Here is an 18,577-nt window from a genome sequence, read left to right as displayed (position 1 = left end):
CCGGGGGTGTTGGTGAACGGTGGCAAGTTCACCCGGTCGGGTGATGGAAGGAGAACGCGCGGCGAGTGGTCGTACGTGTGTATACGTTGGATGATCGTGAAGCTGACGGTGCAGGTGAGATTGTTGCCGACGCCGGTACAGGCAGCGGCACTGGAGGCGACTCTGCGCGCCTGCAACGCGGCCGCCACCTGGGCCAGCGGGGTCGCGTTCGAGAAGAACGTGAAGCGCAGCTTTGCGCTGCGCGAGCATACCTACGGTGAGATCAGGGCACGGTGGAACCTGAGGGCGCAGGCCGCCCAGCACGTCGTAAAGAAGACCTGCGACGCGTACGCCACACTGAAGCCGAACCTGAGGGCCGGAAACCTTGGCAGGCCGGGCTCGAAGCGTCACCTCTTCATCTGGACCGTAACCAGGCGGGTCAAGGACGTGGCCGTTCACCGCGTCGTCGGAGCAGTTGGCCACGCTGGCGCTGTATCGCAAGGGCGAATCGGATCTGGTAGTGCGGGACGGCAGGTGGTTCCTGAACGCCACCTGCGAGGTCCCCGAGCAGCCACCGAACACCGATCCGGTGGACTTCCTCGGTATCGACCTGGACATCGTGAACATCGCCACCACCTCGGACGGCGAGATCATGGCCGGGCGGGAACTCAACCGCATCCGGGCCCGGGAACGCACGCTGCGGACCAAACTGCAGAAGAAGAACACCCCGTCCGCCCGGCGCCGGCTGAAGAGGCGCCGCGGCAAGGAGGCCCGGCGGGCGAAGGACATCAACCACAAGATCGCGAAACATGTGGTGGCCGAGGCAGAACGCACCGGTCGCGGAATCGCCCTGGAAGACCTGACGGGCATCCGTGAGCGGGTACGGCTTCGCAAGCCCTGGGGGTACCTCCCACGCCTTTAAGGCAGTGGGGGAGGGCCACCCTGCACTCCTGGGCCTTCCATCAGCTCGGGCAGTTCATCGCGTACAAGGCCCGCCGGGCGGGGGTACCGGTGGTGTACGTCGATCCGGCGTACACCACCCGTACCTGCGCCGAGTGCGGGCACCTCGACCAGGCGAACCGGGTCTCACAGGCCCGGTTCGCCTGCCGGTCCTGCGGATTCGTTGATCATGCGGACCGGAACAGCTCCCGCAACATCCGCGCGAGAGCGTGGGAGTTGTGGCGGTGCGGGGTCCCGTCAACGTCCCCTGCCCCGCCCCGCGTCCGCGGGACGGGGCTGGATGCAAACGCAGTGTCACATCCAGTGACGCCCGTTGTGCAAGCCCGTCGCTTCAGCGACGGGTAGTTGACGAGCGCAGGAAGTCCGCCAGGCCCTCCACCAGCCTGTCGACGTCCCCGGCGTAGGTGTAGGGCGCGAGGCCGACGCGAAGGCCGCCGGTGTCGCCCAGGCCCAGCCGCCGGGAGGCCTCGAGGGCGTAGAAGGAGCCGGACGGTGCGTGGACGCCGCGGTCCGCCAGGAACGCGTAGGCGTCCGTCGTGCTGCGGCCGTCGAAGGTCAGCAGCAGGGTGGGGGTGCGGTCGGCGGCGTTGGAGTGGACCGTGATGCCGTCGAGGGTGTTCAGCTCCTTGTCCATCCGGGCTCGCAGTGTTTCCTCGTGCTCCTCGAGCGCCGCGAACCCCGCGGCCAGCCGCTCGCGCCGGGTTCCCTCGGCGTCCGTGTCGAATCCGGCGAGGAAGTCGACGGCGGCGCGGGTGCCGGCGAGGAACTCATAGGGAAGCGTGCCGAGTTCGAAGCGTTCCGGAACCGCGTCCGTGGAGGGCAGGAGCTTGTCGGGGCGCAGGGTCTCCAGCAGTTCGGGGCGGGCGGCGAGAACGCCGTGGTGCGGGCCCAGGAACTTGTAGGGCGAGCAGGTGAAGAAGTCCGCGCCCAACTGCGCGACGTCGACCAGGCAATGGGCGGTGTAGTGCACGCCGTCGACGTACGTCAGCGCACCGACGGCGTGCGCCAGACGGGAGATCTCCGCGATCCGGGGACGTGTACCGATCAGGTTGGAGGCCGCGGTCACGGCGACCAGCCGCGTACGCTCCGACAGGACGGCCTCGATGTCGGCGGGGGTCAGTTCCCCGGTGGCCGGATCGAAGTCGGCCCGGCGAACGGTGACACCCGCCCGGGCTGCCGCCTGGACCCAGGGCCGGATGTTCGAGTCGTGGTCCAGCCGGGTCACGACCACCTCGTCCCCCGGTGACCAGGTCCTGGCGAGGACGCGGGAGAAGTCGTAGGCGAGCTGTGTGGCGCTGCGCCCGAAGACGATCCCCGCCGGGTCGGCGGCCAGCAGGTCGGCCATGGCCCGGCGGCTTTCGGTGACGATGGTCTCGGCGTTGCGCTCCCCCGCCACGCGGTGGCCGCGGTTCGACAGCGGGAGGGACAGGGCGTCGGTGATGGCCCGGATGACGGGCCGGGGGGTCTGTGAACCACCGGGGCCGTCGAAGTGGGCGATCCCGGCGGCCAGCGCGGGGAACTGCGCGCGGATGGCGTCGATGTCGTACGTCACGAGGACTCCCGTTCGGTCACTTGCGCGAAGGTGGTGCGGCCGTCGGTGGTCGGCGGATCGACGAACCGACGAATCGATGGATCACAGCTTCTTGGACGCTGACGAGGGTCTCATCCGGCGGCCGCCGGACGCGATCAGCCTCCGGTCACGGTCGGGCGGGGCGACTCGTCGACGTGGAGTGTGAAGACGTCGGGGCGGGCGTAGTGGCCGACGGGGTCGAAGTCGAAGCGCGCCCGGGCGAGGTCGTCGAGGTCGAGTTCGGCCGTCAGGATGCCCTCGCCGTCGCGGAGCGGCCCGGCCAGGACGTCGCCGAGCGGGGAGACGATGACCGAGCCGCCACCGATCAGGACCGTGTCCGGTGCGTCGCCCTGGACGGGGTGGAGGTCGGTCGGCAGGGCGTCGCGACGCAGGTACTGACAGGCACTGAGGACGAAGCAGCGGCCCTCCAGGGCGACATGCCGCATGGTGGACTGCCATGCCTCGCGGTCGTCCACCGTCGGCGCGCACCACAGGTCGACACCCTTGGCGTACATCGCGGTGCGCAGGAGCGGCATGTAGTTCTCCCAACAGATGGCCGCACCGAGGCGGGCCGTGCCGGTGTCGACGACGGGGAGGGTGGAGCCGTCTCCCTGCCCCCACAAGTAGCGTTCGCCCGCCGTGGGCATCAGCTTGCGGTGCAGGCCCAGGTAGCCGTCGGGACCGAAGAAGAGCGCGACGCAGTAGAGGGTGCCGCCGCTGCGCTCGACGGCGCCGACCACGGCGTGGCAGTCGAGTTCCCGGGTGACGGCGGCCAGTGTCTCGACCTCCGGGCCGGGGACGTCGATGGCCGCGGCGTGGTAGCGGCGGAAGAGGTCGCGGCCCGCCGGGGTGCGGCTGCCGACCGTGATGCCGAAGTCCAGCCCCTTGGGGTAGCCGCCGAGGTACGCCTCGGGCAGCACGACCACCCGGGCGCCCCGGTCGGCGGCCTCACGGATGAGTTCCTCCGCCCGGGTCAGCGCGGTCGGCGTGTCGAACAGCGGGGCCGCCGCCTGGACGACGGCGACGGTCACGGTGCGACGGGGCCGATCAGGCGCGACGGGGGCGGCAGCAGTCATGCGTCGACCGTAGGAACCCTCGCCCTCGTCCGGCAAACTCATCTTTGCGATGATCGACATTTATGAGACCGAATTCCGGAAGGCCGACCTGAACCTGCTGGTCGTCTTCTCCGCTCTGATGCGGGAGCGCAGCGTCACCCGGGCCGCCGCCGCCCTGCATCTGAGCCAGAGTGCCACCAGCGCCGCCCTGGGCCGGCTCCGCGGGCTGTTCGACGACGAGTTGTTCACCCGCACCGGTGGCGGTGTCGAGCCCACACCGCGCGCCGTCGAACTGGCCCGCCGTATCGAGCCGGCCCTCGGGCTGATCCACGGCGTGGTCACCGACCGGGACCGCTTCGACCCCCGCACGGCCCGGCGCGTCTTCACCCTGGGCATGTCCGACGATCTGGAGGCGGCGCTCATGCCCCGGCTGCTGGCCGCCACCGCCGAACTGCCGGGCGTCCGGCTCGCCGTACGGCAGGCCAACCGGAACACCGTCACCGGCATGATCGACCGGGGCGAGATCGACCTCGGGGTGTCCGCCGCCCCCGCCCACGGGGCCGATCACCGCAGCCACGGCCTGTTCGACTCCGGCTACACCTGCCTGTTCGACCACCGCCTGCTGCCCCTTGGGACCCCGATCACCCTGGACGACTATCTGACCCACCCGCACCTGCTGATCTCCTACGACGGCCGGCGCGGCATCGTCGACGACATCCTGGAGGCCCGGGGACTGGAGCGCCGGGTGATCGCCTCCACCACCCACTTCGCCGGAGCCGCTCTCCACCTCCCCGCCCTGCCCGCCCTGGTCACGCTCCCCACCCATGCGGCCACCGTCTACGCCGAGGCCCTGGGCCTGACCACCTCCCCGCCGCCCCTGCCGATGCCCACCTACACGGTCAGCTCGATCTGGCACGGCACCCTCACCGACGACCCCGCCCACCTGTGGCTCCGCCGCCTCGTCGGGGACGCGGCCCACGGGAAACGGCGGTCCTGAGCCGGGCGCCGTCATGACGGGCGAGCCGCGACGACCCCGTCGCCGGTCAGGCCGGCGTGTTCACGGGGCCAGTTCCCAGTCCTTAACGTCGGCGAGCGGCCCGAGGGTGTCGGGGCGCATCTCGGTCGCGAACTCGAGGCCGTCACGCACCCGGTGGGGCCAGTCCCGCTGCGCGAGGGCACCCTTGCCGAGCGCGACGACGTCGGCGGCCCCGGAACCCAGTACGGCACGGGCGGACTCCGGGTCCCCCAGACCGCCGTTGGCGATCACCGGCAGCCCGCTGAACTTCTTCGCGAGCTCGGCCAGGGTCTCCGTACCGGTGGGGAAGGCGGGCTCGAGCGCCTTGTGTTCGGTGGTGTGCAGGAAGTGCGCGCCGGTACGGGCCAGGGTGGCGAAGATGGTCTCGGCCTCCTCGGCGCCGCCGGCCCAGCGGTGGTGGAAGTCGCTGACCTTGGACTGGGAGATGCGGATGCCGACCGCGATCTCGGAGCCCACGGCCTGGAGCACCTCGTCCACGACCTCGGCCGCCAGGCGCACGCGGTTCTCGACGCTGCCGCCGTATTCGTCCTCGCGCCGGTTGAGGTAGTCGGTGAGGAACTGGTCGAGCAGATAGCCGTTCGCGCCGTGCACCTCCACACCGTCGAAGCCCGCTGCGGCCGCGCGGCGGGCCGCGTCCGCGAAGCCCCGGCGGATGTCCGCGAGTTCACGGGCGTCCAGGGCCTTCGGCGTGGCGTAGGGACCGCTGCCCCGGTAGAAGGCGAGCTGCTCGCCGCGTGGGGCCACGGCGGAGGGGCCGACCGTCCCCTGGCGGAGGCTGTTCCCCTGGGACTGTGCGCCTGCGTGCATGAGCTGGGCGAACACGGCGCTGCCCGCCGCGTGCACGGCCTCGACCACCGGCCGCCACGCCTCGCCCTGGGCCTCTGTCGCGAGCCCCGGCTGGTACAGATAGCCCTGGCTGTGCTCCGTGTCGGGGTAGATGCCCTCGGTGATGAGCAGCGCGAAACCGCCGCGGGCGAATCCGGCGTAGTAGCGCGCGTTGCGCTCGGTGACCATGCCGTCCTCGGTGGCGCTGATCCGCGTCATGGGGGCCAGGGCGGTGCGGTTGCCCAGGCGGACTCCGCCGAGGTCGAGGGGCGTGTACAGCAGGTCGTCGGTCGCGCCGTGCTGCGGGGTGGGGTCGGTCAAGGATCTCTCCGTTACGCCTGGGGTCCTGTGCGGAAGTTCCCGACTCGGCCCGGCTCGTACGGCACATGGGCGCGCGGGCCGCACGACCACAGACCGCCGACGGATCACTGGCGGACCGCCGGCAGACCTTTGTCGGAACTTTTTCATACTACGAGATTCAACGTACCACGGGACGTAGACTCCTCATGTGTCCACTCATGTCAGGCGTGCGCCCGCCAAGAAGGCCCTCCCCCACCCCGATCTGCGCGAGGTCCCGGTGGACCTGGTGCTGCGCGCCCTCGGCGAGCCGCTGCGGCTGGGCATCGCACGCTCCCTCGCGCGGGCCGGCCACCCCATGAACTGCAGCGCGTTCGGGCTGTCGGTGTCCAAGTCGACCTCGACGTACCACTTCAAGGTCCTGCGGGAGAGCGGCGTCATCTCCCAGTTCGAGGAAGGCACCTCGCGCTACAGCGAACTGCGCGAAACGGAGCTGGAGCAGCGCTTTCCCGGGCTGCTGACCGCCATCCTGACCGCGGAGGAGCCCGCCACCACGGAACCTCCTGGGCCGGAACGGTCACAGCCGGGGGTGCGGCCCGCTCGGTGAGCGGGCCGCACCCCCGGCTGTGACCGTGGTGAATTCGGCGGTCAGGGCGTCGCCGGTACGGCCTCCTGCTCCTCCCGGGCTTCGGCCTCCGCCGCCAGCCGGCGGCGGCGCGTGGCCGGTCCGAAGAGGGCCAGCACGATGGCTCCGACGGTCCAGGTTCCGGCGATGAACATGAAGACCGCCTCGTAGCCGATGCCGTTGTAGATACCGGCGATCATCAGCGGGCCGACCGCGTTCGACAGCCGTCCCAGGCCGTAGGCGATGCTGGTGCCGAGCGAGCGGCCCCGGGTGTCGTAGAGCTCCGGCGAGTAGGCGTAGGCCAGGGCGGTGTAGCCGCGCTCGAAGAGGTTGACCAGGAACCCGAAGACGACGATCAGCACCGGCGTGAACGTCAGCCCGTACATCAGACCGGACGCGGCGATGACCAGCCCGAAGACCACCAGGCACCACTTGCGCTCGAACCGGTCGGTGACCATCGCCGCGAGGAAGGAGCCGAGCGGCGCGCCGACCGTGGTCAGGGCGACGTAGAAGATCGAGTCCTCCACGCTGACGCCCTCGGCGGCCAGCAGTGTCGGTGCCCAGCTGGAGTAGCCGAAGAAGCCGATGGTCTGGGTGATCCACAGGACCGACAACAGGATCGTCGGGTACAGGAACTTCTTGTCCTTGAGCATGCCCAGACCCGGCTTGGCGACCGGGCCCTGCGGCTTGGGGTCCTGCGCGGCGGGAAGCTCGCCGTGCTCGGCTGCCGCGCTCGCCTCGATGCGCGTCAGGAGGGCCTCCGCCTCCTCGTGGCGGCCGCGGGACTCGAGCCACTGCGGGGACTCCTCGAGCTTGCGCACGAAGAACAGGAACAGCACACCGAGCGACCCCCACAGGTAGACCAGGCGCCAGGACCAGTCGGCCATCGGCACCACCGCGGAGGCGATGAGGTTGGTGGCGGGGGTGCCGCAGATGCCGATGACGATGGCGTACGCCTGGAACTTCCCTCGCTTGGCGCTGGGGAACAGTTCGCTGATGTAGACGACGGCGACGACGGTCATCGCGGACAGACCCGCTGAGGTCAGCACGCGGAAGACCCCGAGGGACCAGATGTCCCAGGCGAAGATGCAGGCGAAGGACCACAGAGTGAACCACAGCGTGGTCACGGTGAGGGTGCGCTTGCGTCCCATCCGGTCGGCCAGTCCGCCGGCCACGATGGCTCCGATGAACATGCCGACGAAGGACAACGAGGTCACATAGGCGATGTGGTTGACCTCGGCACCCCACTGTTCGCGCACCACGGGGGCCGTGATGGCGAAGGTGTTGATGTCCGCGAACTCGAAGAAGTAGGCGAACGCGACCGCGTAGAGGGTGGTCTTGTGGAATTTCGAGATGGGCAACCGGTCGAGCCGGTTGGCCGCGTTGGTGGTGGGGATGTGCTGCACTGCACGCTCCAGGGATGGGGACGCGGCACCGTTGCGGGGCCGGCGGTTTGCGGTCAGCCGGCCTCTTCGGGCCAGTACAGACGCCGGGGGTTGTCGACCAGGAGGGCCTGCTGCCGGGCAGGGGTCGTGGCGACGTGCGGGATGTGGTCGACGAGCAGACCGTCGTCGGGCATGTGGTTCTTGAGGTTGGGGTGGGGCCAGTCGGTGCCCCACAGGACCCGGTCGGTGAACTCGTCGACGACCTTGCGGGCGAACGGCACCACGTCCCGGTAGGCGTGGCGCTCGCCGTCCAGGGCAGGCGGTCCGGTGACGGTCAGACGCTCGGGGCAGGAGACCTTGACCCAGACGTCGTTGGTCTCGACGAAGCGCAGGAAGCGGGCGAACTCGGGCCCGTCCGGGCTCCGGGTGACGTCGGGGCGGCCCATGTGGTCGATGACGAGCGGGACCGGGAGGGAGGCGAAGAACGCCTCCAGGCCGGCCAGGTCGGGGGCCTCGAAGTAGAGGACGACGTGCCATCCCAGCGGTGCGATCCTGCGGGCGATGGTCGCCAGTGCCTCGGTGGGCGCGGCGTCCACCAGGCGCCGGACGAAGTTGAAGCGCACCCCTCGCACTCCGGCGTCGTGCAGGCGCCGCAGTTCGTCGTCGCCGATGTCGGGGCGTACGGTCGCCACCCCGCGGGCCCGGTCGCCCGCGGTGTGCAGGGCGTCCACCAGGGCACTGTTGTCGGCACCGTGGCAGGTGGCCTGCACGATGACGTTGCGCGCGATGCCGAGGTGGTCGCGGAGGGCGAACAGGTCGTGTTTGGAGGCGTCGACGGGCGTGTACTTGCGTTCGGCCGCGAAGGGGAACTCGGCTGCGGGGCCGAACACGTGGCAGTGGGCGTCCACGGCCCCCGCCGGCAGGGCGAAGGCGGGCTTGGCGGGGCCGCGGTACCAGTCGAGCCAGCCGGGGGTGACGGCGAAGGCCTGGTCGGTCATCGGGAGTGCTCCTCGTGCCGTCAGTCGACGTAGGTCAGGCCGAGTCCGGCCAGGGGTCCGCGCATGGCGTACATGTCGAGGCCGAGTTCCCCGGCCCTGAACCGTTCCCGCTTGCTCTCCTCGGCGGCCTCGCGCCGGGCGGCCGTCTCGGCCACCTCGGCGGCCCGGGCTGCGGGGACCACGACGACACCATCGGCGTCAGCGACGATCACGTCACCCGGATCGACCAGCGCGTTGGCGACGACGACGGGGACGTTGACGGAACCGAGCGTGGCCTTGACGGTGCCCTTGGCGTTGATCGCGCGGGAGAAGACGGGGAAGTCCATCTGCCGCAGCTCGTCGACGTCGCGGCAGCCGCCGTCGATGACCAGGCCCTTGGCCCCGCGGGCACGGAGGGAGGTGGCGAGCAGCTCGCCGAAGAAGCCGTCCTCGCTCTCGGTGGTGCAGCCTGCGACGACGACGTCGCCCTCCCGCACCTGCTCTGCGGCCACATGCAGCATCCAGTTGTCGCCGGGCTGCAGCAGCACGGTGACGGCGGTGCCGCAGAGCTTCGCGCCCTCGTAGACGGGCCGGATGTACGGCCGCATCAGGCCGAGCCGGCCCATGGCCTCGTGGACCGTGGCGACCCCGAACCGTGACAGGGCCTCGACCGCCGCGCGGTCGGCGCGTTCTACGGTGCGGTGGACAACTCCGAGTTCATGCATGGTGTGGTTGGCTCCTTGCGCTGTCGTGGATGATCGAGGGGCCCGGCCGTGTGGGGCGGGGCCTGGAGGGCTCAGCGGCCCTGGGCGGTCAGGCGGGCGTCCAGACGGGGATAGACACGCCGGGCGTTCCGTTCCTCGATCGCGGTCAGTTGTTCGTCGGACAGGCCCGCGTTCTCCACGTAGCGGCGGGTGTCGTCGAAGTGGTGGCCGGTGTGCGGATCGATGCCGCGCACGGCCCCGATCATCTCGGAGGCGAAGAGGATGTTGGCGTGCGGGACCACGTCCAGCAGCAGGTCGATGCCGGGCTGGTGGTAGACGCAGGTGTCGAAGAAGACGTTGCGCAGCAGCTCCTCCACCGCCTCCGGCTTGCCCAGCGACTGTGCCAGGCCCCGGAAGCGTCCCCAGTGGTACGGCACGGCGCCGCCGCCGTGCGGGACGATCAGGCGCAGCTCGGGGAAATCGGCGAACAGGTCCCCGGTCAGCAGCTGCATGAACGCGGTGGTGTCGGCGTTGAGGTAGTGCGCCCCGGTGGTGTGGAAGGCCGGGTTGCAGCTGGTGGAGACGTGCACCATGGCCGGCACGTCCAGCTCGGAGAGCTTCTCCCACACCGGGTACCAGGCCCGGTCGGTCAGCGGCGGTGCGGTCCAGTGGCCGCCGGAGGGGTCCGGGTTGATGTTGACGGTGACGGCGCCCAGCTCCAGCACGGCGCGTTCGAGTTCGGGGATGACGGTGGCCGGATCGGTTCCCGGTGACTGCGGCAGCATCGCGCCGGGGGCGAATCGCCCGGGGTACAGCTCGGCGACGCGGTGGCACAGGTCGTTGCAGATGCGGGCCCAGGCGGAGGAGGTGGCGAAGTCGCCGATGTGGTGGGCCATGAACGAGGCGCGGGGGGAGAAGACGGTGACGTCGATGCCGCGCTCGTCCATCAGACGCAGCTGGTTGGTCTCGATGGACTCTCGGATCTGGTCGTCGCTGATGACGGGCCCGGCGGGGTCGGGTGCCTGTGCCGGGTCGGTGAGCGCGGCGGTCTGGGACTCACGCCACTCCCCCAGCGGGGCCGGCGCCGTCGTGTAGTGGCCGTGGACGTCGATGATCACGCGGTGTTCTCCTGAGCGGTGGGGGCGGGGTCCCAGACGGAACGGGGTACGAACAGGTCGCCGGCCATGATGAGCCGGGCGGTGCGCAGCAGCGCGGAGCGGGTGACCCGCTGGGGGTCGTCCGGGTCGAGGCCGAGGGTGACGCTGAACTCTCCGGACGGGTGCTCGACGGAGACGGTGGGCTCCGTGCCGGACACCGCGGCGGCGACGTCGCGGGCGACGCTGCCCTCGAGTACGCAGGCGGTGGCGGCCGTGACGGCGGCCAGCACGCCGATGGACTGGTGGCACACCCGTGGGATGAGGCTGCGCGTGGAGAGGGTGCCCCCGTGCCGCGGCGGCGCCACCAGCGTCATCTTCGGATAGTTCTTCTCCGTGACGTCGCCCAGGCCCATGGCTTCGCCGCAGACCAAGCGCAGGGCCTCGACCCGGGCCTTGAGCCGGTCGTCGGCGTCGATCTGTGCGGGTGTCTCGTAGCCGGTGGCACCCAGGCGCTCGGCTGCCACGATCACCAGGGGCTGGCCGTTGTCGATCAGGGTGACGTCTACGGCGCCGGTCCCGGGAACCTCGACTGTGTCGCGCGTACGCCCGGTGGGGAGCAGGGAGCCGGCGACGGAGCCGGCCGTGTCCAGGAAGCCGATCTCGACGGGGGCGGCGGTGCCGGGGACCCCGTCGATGCGGGCCCGACCCCGGTAGTCGACGTACCGCTTCCCGTCGGACCCCTTCGGGGTGGCGACGGTGATCTCGGCGACCATGCCGGTGTTGCGGGTGCGCACGCGGGCGGTGGTGCGGTCGGCGCCGGGGACCACCATGCCGGTCTCGACGGCGAACGGAAGCACGGCGGCCAGCATGTTGCCGCAGTTGGAGGAGGTGTCGGCGGTGTCCCCACCGGGTTGCACCTGGACGAAGGTCCACTCCACGTCGACGCCGGGTTCCGTTCCCGGCCGCACGATACCGATCTTGCTGGTCAGCGGGTGCCCGCCGCCGACACCGTCGATCTGGCGCGGGTCGGGCGACCCCATCGCGGCCAGCAGCACGGCGTCCCGGAGCCCGGTGTCCTCGGGCAGCAGTCGCGCGTCGAAGAACGGCCCCCGTGACGTACCGCCTCGCATGAACAGGCATGGAATCGCGGTCTGGGAGCCGTGGCGGCGCGCCCCGCGGGTCCGGGCGACTGCTTCGGCAGGCATCGGCCACTCCTTCGTGAACTGGGGGTACGCAGAGGAAGTTAAATCATCGACCAGATTGTTGACAAGATGTTTGAAGAAATCACAAAAGAAGTTCTCCGGGGCACGGCCGAAGCCGCCGCGGCTCTAGGCTTCACCTGCACAGACCTGCCGACGAAAGAGGTCGAACGAGTTGACCGACAAGCTGACGGGCGCCGCCGGACGCCAGTACGTGACCGACGCCATCAGGGAGTCCTTGCGCGCCGGGGACCTGGTGCCCGGGCAGCGGCTCGTGGAGAACGACCTCGCCGAGTCCTACGGGACGACCCGCAGCGCCGTCCGCGAGGCCCTGCAGGACCTCGCCGCCGAGGAGATCGTCGAGATCGTCCCCCGCCGCGGCGCCCGCATCCGAGCGGTCTCCGTCGACGAGGCCATCCAGATCACCGAGTGCCGCTCCGCTTTGGAGCAGCTGTGTGCCGGGAAGGCGGCCACGCGGGCGAACGAGGCCCAGCGTGCGGAGCTGCGCCGGATCGGCACGGAGATGCGGCAGGCCGTCACGGACGGAGCGGTGCACACCTACTCCGCCCTCAACCAGCGCCTGCACGAACTGGTGGTCGAGGCCAGCGGCCAGGAGGTGGCCAGGCGCCAACTCGAACGGCTCAACGGACCGATGGTGCGCTTCCAGTTCCGACTGGCCCTGCGCCCCGGCCGTCCCGCCCAATCCCTGCGGCAGCACCTGGACATCATCGACGGCATCGTCAGCGGTGACGCCGCGGCAGCGGCACGGGCCGCCGCCGCACACCTGGACGACGTGATCGAACAACTCCGGTCGTCGGCCGCCGCACCGCCAGCACCGACACCGCCCCGCGCATGAACCGCCGTCGAGCAGTCCGCACACCCCTGGCCAGAATTTGACATTAGGTCGACTTATGGATCATATAGTCCATGCTTTGGGCATCTATTCACACAGCGTGCTGCACGCGGTGTGATCGCCCCTCGACCCCGACGTGAATGAGCCAGACCGTGTCCCACCCCGCCGTCCCCATCCCGCCCGCCGCCGATTCCGCGGCGGAGTGGGACACCTGGCGTGCCGAGCGTCGTCGCGCGCTCACCTCTCCGACGGGAAACCTCGCCCTCGTCGAGACCCGCTGGCTGCCGGCCGGTGAGCGTCCCGACGCCGAGGCGGCCCGGGCGGGACAGCCGGACACGGTGACCGTCACCACACTGGAGCGCACCGACCGCGTCACCGGCGCGCCCGAGTACGGGCTCCGATTCTGGGACTCCGCGGCGCCGGCCCTCCGTCACTTCGAGGGCACCGACGCCTTCCCCCACGACCCGGCATGGGTCCTGGAGGCCTCCTACACACCGGCGCCGGATGCCCGGCGTGTCCCCTTCGAACACATCCGCGACAACGGCGGCACCCGTGACCTGGTGGTCCCGGGGGACATCGCGCTCACGCTGGACGGACACACGTACACCCTCAGCGCCTTCGACGACGACGGCGCCCTGCTGCTGGTCTTCGGCGACCCCACCAACGGCGCCACCACCTACGGAGCGGGGCGTTTCCTGTTCGTGCGGCGGGTGGCGGACGACGACCGCCGGGTCGTGCTCGACTTCAACCGCGCCTTCGTCCCGCCCTGCGGCTTCTCCGACCAGTACAACTGTCCGATGCCGCCGCGGCAGAACCGCTTCCACCTGCCCGTCGAGGCCGGCGAGAAGCTTCCCGTCTTCCGCGACGGCTTCCCGGCGCAGCGCTGATCGCCTCCGCCGTCCTTCCTCCCCTCCTCGCAGCACGAAGGCATACCCTGTCATGAGCATCAAGAAGTCCTCCCTGTACGGCACCGCCACCGCGGTCACGCTCGCCCTGGCCCTCTCCGCGTGCGGCGGCGGTTCGGGGGGCGGCGGCACGGCGGGCGGCACGTACGACAAGGACGCCACCGTCAACATCGGCTCCCTCTACGAGCCGCAGAACCTGGACAACACCGCGGGCGGCGGCCAGGGCGTCACCGAGGCCCTCAACGGCAACGTCTACGAGGGGCTGTTCAAGCTCGCCGACGACGGCGAGGTCGAGCCGCTGCTCGCCGAGGACCACGAGGTCAGCGAGGACGGCCTCACCTACACCTTCACCCTCCAGGAGGGTGTGACGTTCCACAGCGGCAAGCAGCTCAGCAGCCAGGACGTCAAGTACAGCCTGGAGCGGGTGCTCGCCGAGGACTCGCAGTCCGCCCGCAAGAGCAACCTCGAAGTGATCGAGGACATCGCCACCCCCGACGCCCGGACGGTGAAGGTCACGCTGTCGAAGCGGTCGATCTCCTTCGTCTACAACCTCTCCTACGTCTGGATCATCAACTCCGAGGCGAAGGACCTGAAGACGAGCGAGGACGGCACGGGGCCGTACCGGCTGAAGAAGTGGACGCGCGGATCGGCCCTGAGCCTGGACCGGTTCGCCGACTACTGGGGGGAGGCGGCGGCCAACAAGCAGGTCGTCTTCCACTACTACAAGGACGCGACCGCGCTGAACAACGCGCTGTTGACGAACGCCGTCGACATCGTCACCAGCGAGCAGTCGCCCGACGCCCTCGACCAGTTCACGTCGAACCCGAACTACAAGGTCAACGACGGCAACTCCACCACCAAGCTGCTGCTCGCCTTCAACGACAAGGCCGAGCCCTTCACCGACGTCAAGGTGCGGCAGGCCGTCTCCGCCGCGATCGACGACAAGAAGCTGCTGGAATCCGTCTGGGGTGGCTACGGCAAGCTCATCGGCTCGATGGTTCCGCCCACCGACCCGTGGTACGAGGACCTCACCGACGTCGACACCCACGACCCCGCACGGGCCAAGAAGCTGCTGAAGGAGGCCGGTCACGCGGACGGCTTCAGCTTCACCCTCGACACCCCCAACTACGACCCGCACCCGACCGCCGCGACGTTCATCAAGTCGGAGCTGGCCAAGGTCGGCATCACCGTCAAGATCAACACGATCACGTCGGACGAGTGGTACACGAAGATCTACCAGAACCGCGACTTCACGGCCACGCTCCAGGAGCACGTCAACGACCGCGACCTGGTCTGGTACGGCAACCCCGACTTCTACTGGGGCTACGACGACAAGCAGGTCACCCGCTGGGTCGAGGAGGCCGAGGCGGCCGCCACCGAGGCGGAGCAGACCGAGCTGCTGAAGAAGGTCAACCGCAAGACCGCCGAGGACGCGGCCAGCGACTGGCTCTACCTCTACCCGCAGATCGTCGTGGCGAACACCAAGCTGTCCGGCTACCCGCTCAACGGTCTCAACTCGCAGTTCTTCGCCTACGACATCAAGAAGAAGAGCTGATGACGCGGTACCTCCTGCGTCGCTTCGGCTTCCTGCTGGTGTCGCTGGCGCTCGCGAGCGTGGTGCTGTTCGCGCTGCTGCGTCTGCTGCCCGGCGACCCCGCCAACGCGCTCACCACGGTGGGCGCGACCCCCGAGCAGATCGCGGCGGCCCGGCAGTCCATCGGGTCCGACAAGCCGCTGCCCGAACAGTTCACGCACTGGCTCGGGCAGCTGGCGAGCGGGGATCTGGGAACCTCGTTCGTCAGCACGCTGCCGGTCGGGCCCGAGGTGGCCGCCCGGCTCGACGTGACGGTCCCGCTGACACTGGCCGCGTTCGTCCTCGCGGTCCTGATCGCACTGCCGGCCGGGTTCACGGCCGCGTACAAGCGGCACACCTGGTACGGCGGCCTGCTCAGCGGTGTCTCGCAACTGGGCATCGCCGTACCGGTGTTCTGGCTCGGCATGATCCTCATCGCCGTGTTCGCGCTGAACGCGGGCTGGCTGCCGGCCGGCGGATTCCCGCCGGACGGCTGGTCGCTGCCCGGCGAGGCGATCCGGTCGCTGGTGCTGCCCGTGGTGACCATCGCGCTGGTGATGAGCGCGTCGCTGATCCGGTACGTCCGCTCGGCGACGCTGGACGTCCTGGGCAGTGACTACCTGCGCACGGCACGGGCGCTGGGCTCCTCGTTCGGACAGGCCATGTGGCGGCACGGGCTGCGCAACGCCTCCGTGCCGGTGGTCTCCGTCCTCGGTATCGAGCTGGCGTCCACGCTGCTCGGCGCGGTGGTCGTGGAGTCGGTGTTCGCCCTGCCGGGCCTCGGCTCCCTGCTCGTCACCGGCATCGCCCAGCACGACTATCCGGTCGTCCAGGGCGTGCTGTTCGTCTCCACCCTGGCCGTCCTGCTCATCGGCTTCGCCGCCGACCTCGTCCAGCGGACCATCGACCCGAGGCTGCGCGGCAGCCTCGCGGGAGGTGCCCGATGACCGGGGTCGCCGTCGAACGACGCCGTCCGGTGCGCTCGTACACCCTGCTCACCGGGTGCGTGCTCGCGGGCCTGATCGCGCTGCTCGCGCTCGTCTCGCTGGTGTGGACCCCGTACGACGCCGACGACACCTCCGGCGGCCGGCTCACCGCTCCCGGGGACGGCCATCTGCTGGGTACCGACAAACTCGGACGCGATCTGTTCTCCCAGGTGATGATCGGATCGCGGATCGCCGTCGAGGCCGGGCTGGGTTCGCTCCTGATCGCGGCGCCCCTCGGAGTCCTGCTGGGGCTGCTCGCGGCCTTCGCGCAGGGCTGGCTGGACGACACCCTCTCCGCGTTCCTCGACATCCTGATCGCCTTCCCGACCCTGCTGCTGGCGATGCTCATCGTCGCCGCGCGCTCGGCGACGCTCGGTTCGGCCGTGCTGGCGATCGGACTCGCGCAGAGCGCGGTCGTGGCCCGGCTGACCCGCATCCTGGTCAAACGGGTCCTGAACCAGGACTACATCACCGCGGCCCGCATCTCCGGCACGTCCTGGCCGCGTACCGTGGCCCGGCACGTCCTGCCCAACATCTGGCCGACCCTCGCGGTCAACCTGGCCCTCCAGTTCGGACTCGCCGTGCTGGCCGAGGCGGGCCTGTCCTACCTGGGTCTGGGCGCACCGCCGCCCAACGCCTCGTGGGGCCGCATGCTCCAGGAGGCGCAGGCCACCTTCACCACCGCACCGGCCGGCGCGCTCGCTCCCGGCGTTCTGCTCGTCCTGCTGGTCGTGGGCGTGAACCTCGTCGCGGACGGCCTGCGCGACACCCTCGACCCGACGACCCGGCGGAGGCGCGCATGACCCTCCTCGACATCCGCGGTCTCACCCTGCGCACCGCGGACGGAACCACACTCGTCGACGATCTGTCGCTGTCCGTCGCACGCGGCGAACGGCTCGGTCTCATCGGCGAGTCGGGCTCCGGCAAGTCGCTGACCGCGCTGGCGGTCCTCGGCCTCCTGCCGGAGGGCATCACCGCCACCGGCAGCGTCGAGCTCGCCGGAACCCAGATCGTCGGCGCGCGTGAGGAGCACCTCACGCGCGTGCGGGGGCGGGACGCCGCCGTCGTCTTCCAGGAGCCGCTCACCGCCCTGGACCCGCTGATGCGGGCGGGCAGGCAGGTCGCCGAGCCTCTGCGCAGGCGGCGGGGGCTCAAGGGCGCCGCCCTGAAGAAGGCCGTCGTCGACGCCCTGGAACAGGTGCGGCTGGCCGAACCCGACCGTATCGCCCGGTCCTTCCCGCACGAGATGTCCGGCGGCCAACGCCAGCGGGTCGCGCTCGCCATGGCACTGGCCTGCGACCCGAAGCTGCTCATCGCGGACGAGCCGACCACCGCACTCGACGTGTCCGTGCAGGCCGAGATGCTCGACCTGATCGACACACTCGTCCGGGAACGCGGCATGGCCGTCGTCTTCGTCAGCCACGACCTCGCCGTCGTCGCCAGGATCACCGACCGTGCCCTGGTCATGCGCAGGGGCCGCGCCGTCGAGGAGGGCGCCCTCCTCGACCTCGTCCGCTCACCGAACCACCCCTACACCAAGGCGCTGGTGGGCAGTGCCCGGCGGCTGGAGTCCGCCCTGAACCTGGGGGAGACCCGATGACACCACCGCCACCGCCGACACCACCGCCGCCGGTCCTGGAGCTGAAGGACGTCTCGCTGCACCACCGGGGAAGCGCCACGCCCGCCGTGCGGGACGTCTCCCTCACCGTCGAGGCCGGCCGCAGCCTCGCGCTCGTCGGCGAGTCCGGCGCGGGCAAGACGACTCTGCTGCGGCTGCTCCTGGGCCTGGCCCGGCCGACCCGGGGCACGGTCGGTTTCGACGGCGCCGGGCTGAACGTGCGTGACCGTCGGCAGATGCGGCACTTCCGGCGCAGCGTGCAGTGCGTCTTCCAGGACCCGTACTCCTCGCTCGACCCCCGCAGTCGCGTCGGCGGCATCGTCGCCGAGCCGTTGCGCTCCCTGGGCCTCGACTCGAAGGCCACGGCGGTCCCCAAGGTGGCCGAGGCGCTGGAGCGGGTGGGGCTTCCGGCGGACGCGGCCGAGCGCTATCCGCACGAGTTCTCCGGCGGCCAGCGCCAGCGCATCGCGATCGCCCGGGCGACGGTGTGCCATCCGCGGGTGCTGCTGGCCGACGAGCCCGTCAGCGCGCTGGACGTCACGACGCGCGTCGCCGTGGTCGATCTGCTCGCCGAACTGCAGCGGGAACAGGGTCTGACCGTGGTCATGGTCTCCCACGACCTGTCGGTCGTGGCGTCCCTGTGCGAACGCACCGCCGTCCTGGAACGCGGACGGGTCGTCGAACAGGGAGACACCGCGCAGGTGCTGGGCTCCCCCGCGCACCCGTACACCCGCCGGCTCCTCGAGAGCGTGCCGCGGCTTCCCGTGTGAGGCGCCGGGAACCCGCCCGGTCCGGCGCTGCGGGGCGGATCGCCACGGTCGGCGTGGCGGAAGACGTTCTGCCGGGCGCGCTGTTCGACGTCACCCCCTATTCTGGCCTCGGTGCTATGTGGAGACCCGGCACTGAGGCAGCGGGATGGCTGCACGCCGGACT

17 protein-coding genes and 1 pseudogene are annotated in these 18,577 nt (G+C 70.5%); 10 read left to right on the top strand and 8 right to left on the bottom strand.

Features of this window, described 5'->3' with window-relative positions; translation table 11 throughout:
- The first annotated feature begins 96 nt into the window (after positions 1-96).
- A pseudogene (locus tag AC6F7H_RS32480) lies at positions 97-1,343 on the top strand (RNA-guided endonuclease InsQ/TnpB family protein).
- Here the strand turns inward: AC6F7H_RS32480 and AC6F7H_RS32475 are convergent.
- Together AC6F7H_RS32475 and AC6F7H_RS32470 are read right to left on the bottom strand one after the other, a co-directional pair.
- Entirely contained in the window at positions 1,271-2,491 is a 1,221-nt protein-coding gene (locus AC6F7H_RS32475) for a cysteine desulfurase-like protein (RefSeq protein WP_500761472.1), read from the bottom strand. The pseudogene AC6F7H_RS32480 and the gene AC6F7H_RS32475 overlap by 73 nt on opposite strands.
- Before the next feature lie 134 nt (positions 2,492-2,625).
- A complete protein-coding gene (locus tag AC6F7H_RS32470) occupies positions 2,626-3,585 on the bottom strand; it encodes a nitrilase-related carbon-nitrogen hydrolase (protein ID WP_500761470.1) in 960 nt (319 codons plus the stop codon).
- 49 nt (positions 3,586-3,634) lie between these two features.
- On the opposite strand from AC6F7H_RS32470, the gene AC6F7H_RS32465 reads away from it, so the two are divergent.
- Positions 3,635-4,561 carry a LysR family transcriptional regulator gene (locus tag AC6F7H_RS32465; RefSeq protein WP_500761468.1) on the top strand — a complete coding sequence of 309 codons (927 nt, stop codon included), beginning with the start codon at positions 3,635-3,637 and terminating at the stop codon, positions 4,559-4,561.
- Between the two features lie 60 nt (positions 4,562-4,621).
- Here AC6F7H_RS32465 and AC6F7H_RS32460 read toward each other — a convergent pair whose 3' ends face one another.
- The gene (locus AC6F7H_RS32460; protein WP_500761466.1) at positions 4,622-5,746 is read right to left on the bottom strand and encodes an NADH:flavin oxidoreductase; all 1,125 of its coding nucleotides are present in this window, start codon (positions 5,744-5,746) and stop codon (positions 4,622-4,624) included.
- 187 nt (positions 5,747-5,933) lie between these two features.
- On the opposite strand from AC6F7H_RS32460, the gene AC6F7H_RS32455 reads away from it, so the two are divergent.
- Positions 5,934-6,329 (top strand): ArsR/SmtB family transcription factor, encoded by a 396-nt coding sequence (locus tag AC6F7H_RS32455; RefSeq protein ID WP_500761464.1) that lies wholly within the window; start codon positions 5,934-5,936, stop codon positions 6,327-6,329.
- A 41-nt stretch (positions 6,330-6,370) separates the two neighbouring features.
- Here AC6F7H_RS32455 and AC6F7H_RS32450 read toward each other — a convergent pair whose 3' ends face one another.
- The 5 genes from AC6F7H_RS32450 to AC6F7H_RS32430 all read right to left on the bottom strand — a co-directional run bounded on the left by AC6F7H_RS32450 (position 6,371) and on the right by AC6F7H_RS32430 (position 11,715).
- Positions 6,371-7,753 carry an MFS transporter gene (locus tag AC6F7H_RS32450; RefSeq protein ID WP_500761462.1) on the bottom strand — a complete coding sequence of 461 codons (1,383 nt, stop codon included), beginning with the start codon at positions 7,751-7,753 and terminating at the stop codon, positions 6,371-6,373.
- Positions 7,754-7,806: 53 nt separating this feature from the next.
- On the bottom strand, positions 7,807-8,730 hold the full coding sequence (locus AC6F7H_RS32445) for an amidohydrolase family protein (RefSeq protein ID WP_500761460.1): 924 nt from the start codon (positions 8,728-8,730) through the stop codon (positions 7,807-7,809).
- A gap of 20 nt (positions 8,731-8,750) precedes the next feature.
- Positions 8,751-9,434 carry a 4-carboxy-4-hydroxy-2-oxoadipate aldolase/oxaloacetate decarboxylase gene (gene ligK, locus AC6F7H_RS32440; RefSeq protein ID WP_500761458.1) on the bottom strand — a complete coding sequence of 228 codons (684 nt, stop codon included), beginning with the start codon at positions 9,432-9,434 and terminating at the stop codon, positions 8,751-8,753.
- A gap of 71 nt (positions 9,435-9,505) precedes the next feature.
- Positions 9,506-10,531, bottom strand: coding sequence for an amidohydrolase family protein (locus AC6F7H_RS32435; RefSeq protein ID WP_500761456.1), 1,026 nt, complete (start codon positions 10,529-10,531; stop codon positions 9,506-9,508).
- Positions 10,528-11,715 carry a 4-oxalomesaconate tautomerase gene (locus AC6F7H_RS32430; protein ID WP_500761454.1) on the bottom strand — a complete coding sequence of 396 codons (1,188 nt, stop codon included), beginning with the start codon at positions 11,713-11,715 and terminating at the stop codon, positions 10,528-10,530. The genes AC6F7H_RS32435 and AC6F7H_RS32430 overlap by 4 nt, the downstream gene beginning before the upstream one ends.
- Positions 11,716-11,884: 169 nt before the next feature.
- Here AC6F7H_RS32430 and AC6F7H_RS32425 point away from each other — a divergent pair, with 169 nt between their 5' ends.
- From AC6F7H_RS32425 to AC6F7H_RS32395, 7 genes are all read left to right on the top strand, one after another.
- Positions 11,885-12,565, top strand: a complete 681-nt coding sequence (locus tag AC6F7H_RS32425) for a GntR family transcriptional regulator (RefSeq protein ID WP_500761452.1) — start codon at positions 11,885-11,887, stop codon at positions 12,563-12,565.
- Positions 12,566-12,702: 137 nt separating this feature from the next.
- Positions 12,703-13,449, top strand: a complete 747-nt coding sequence (locus AC6F7H_RS32420) for a DUF1684 domain-containing protein (RefSeq protein ID WP_500761450.1) — start codon at positions 12,703-12,705, stop codon at positions 13,447-13,449.
- A 52-nt stretch (positions 13,450-13,501) separates the two neighbouring features.
- Positions 13,502-15,022, top strand: coding sequence for an ABC transporter substrate-binding protein (locus tag AC6F7H_RS32415; protein WP_500761448.1), 1,521 nt, complete (start codon positions 13,502-13,504; stop codon positions 15,020-15,022).
- On the top strand, positions 15,022-15,987 hold the full coding sequence (locus tag AC6F7H_RS32410; protein ID WP_500761446.1) for an ABC transporter permease: 966 nt from the start codon (positions 15,022-15,024) through the stop codon (positions 15,985-15,987). The genes AC6F7H_RS32415 and AC6F7H_RS32410 overlap by 1 nt, the downstream gene beginning before the upstream one ends.
- On the top strand, positions 15,984-16,829 hold the full coding sequence (locus AC6F7H_RS32405) for an ABC transporter permease (RefSeq protein WP_500761444.1): 846 nt from the start codon (positions 15,984-15,986) through the stop codon (positions 16,827-16,829). Before AC6F7H_RS32410 ends, AC6F7H_RS32405 begins: the two co-directional genes overlap by 4 nt.
- Entirely contained in the window at positions 16,826-17,626 is an 801-nt protein-coding gene (locus tag AC6F7H_RS32400; protein WP_500761442.1) for an ABC transporter ATP-binding protein, read from the top strand. The genes AC6F7H_RS32405 and AC6F7H_RS32400 overlap by 4 nt, the downstream gene beginning before the upstream one ends.
- The gene (locus AC6F7H_RS32395; protein ID WP_500761440.1) at positions 17,623-18,414 is read left to right on the top strand and encodes an ABC transporter ATP-binding protein; all 792 of its coding nucleotides are present in this window, start codon (positions 17,623-17,625) and stop codon (positions 18,412-18,414) included. Before AC6F7H_RS32400 ends, AC6F7H_RS32395 begins: the two co-directional genes overlap by 4 nt.
- Positions 18,415-18,577: the final 163 nt, after the last annotated feature.

Source organism: Streptomyces sp. MMS24-W38 (assembly GCF_059889265.1).
The sequence above is the reverse complement of the archived record's forward strand: the minus strand, read 5'-3'. Positions and strand labels throughout refer to the sequence as shown.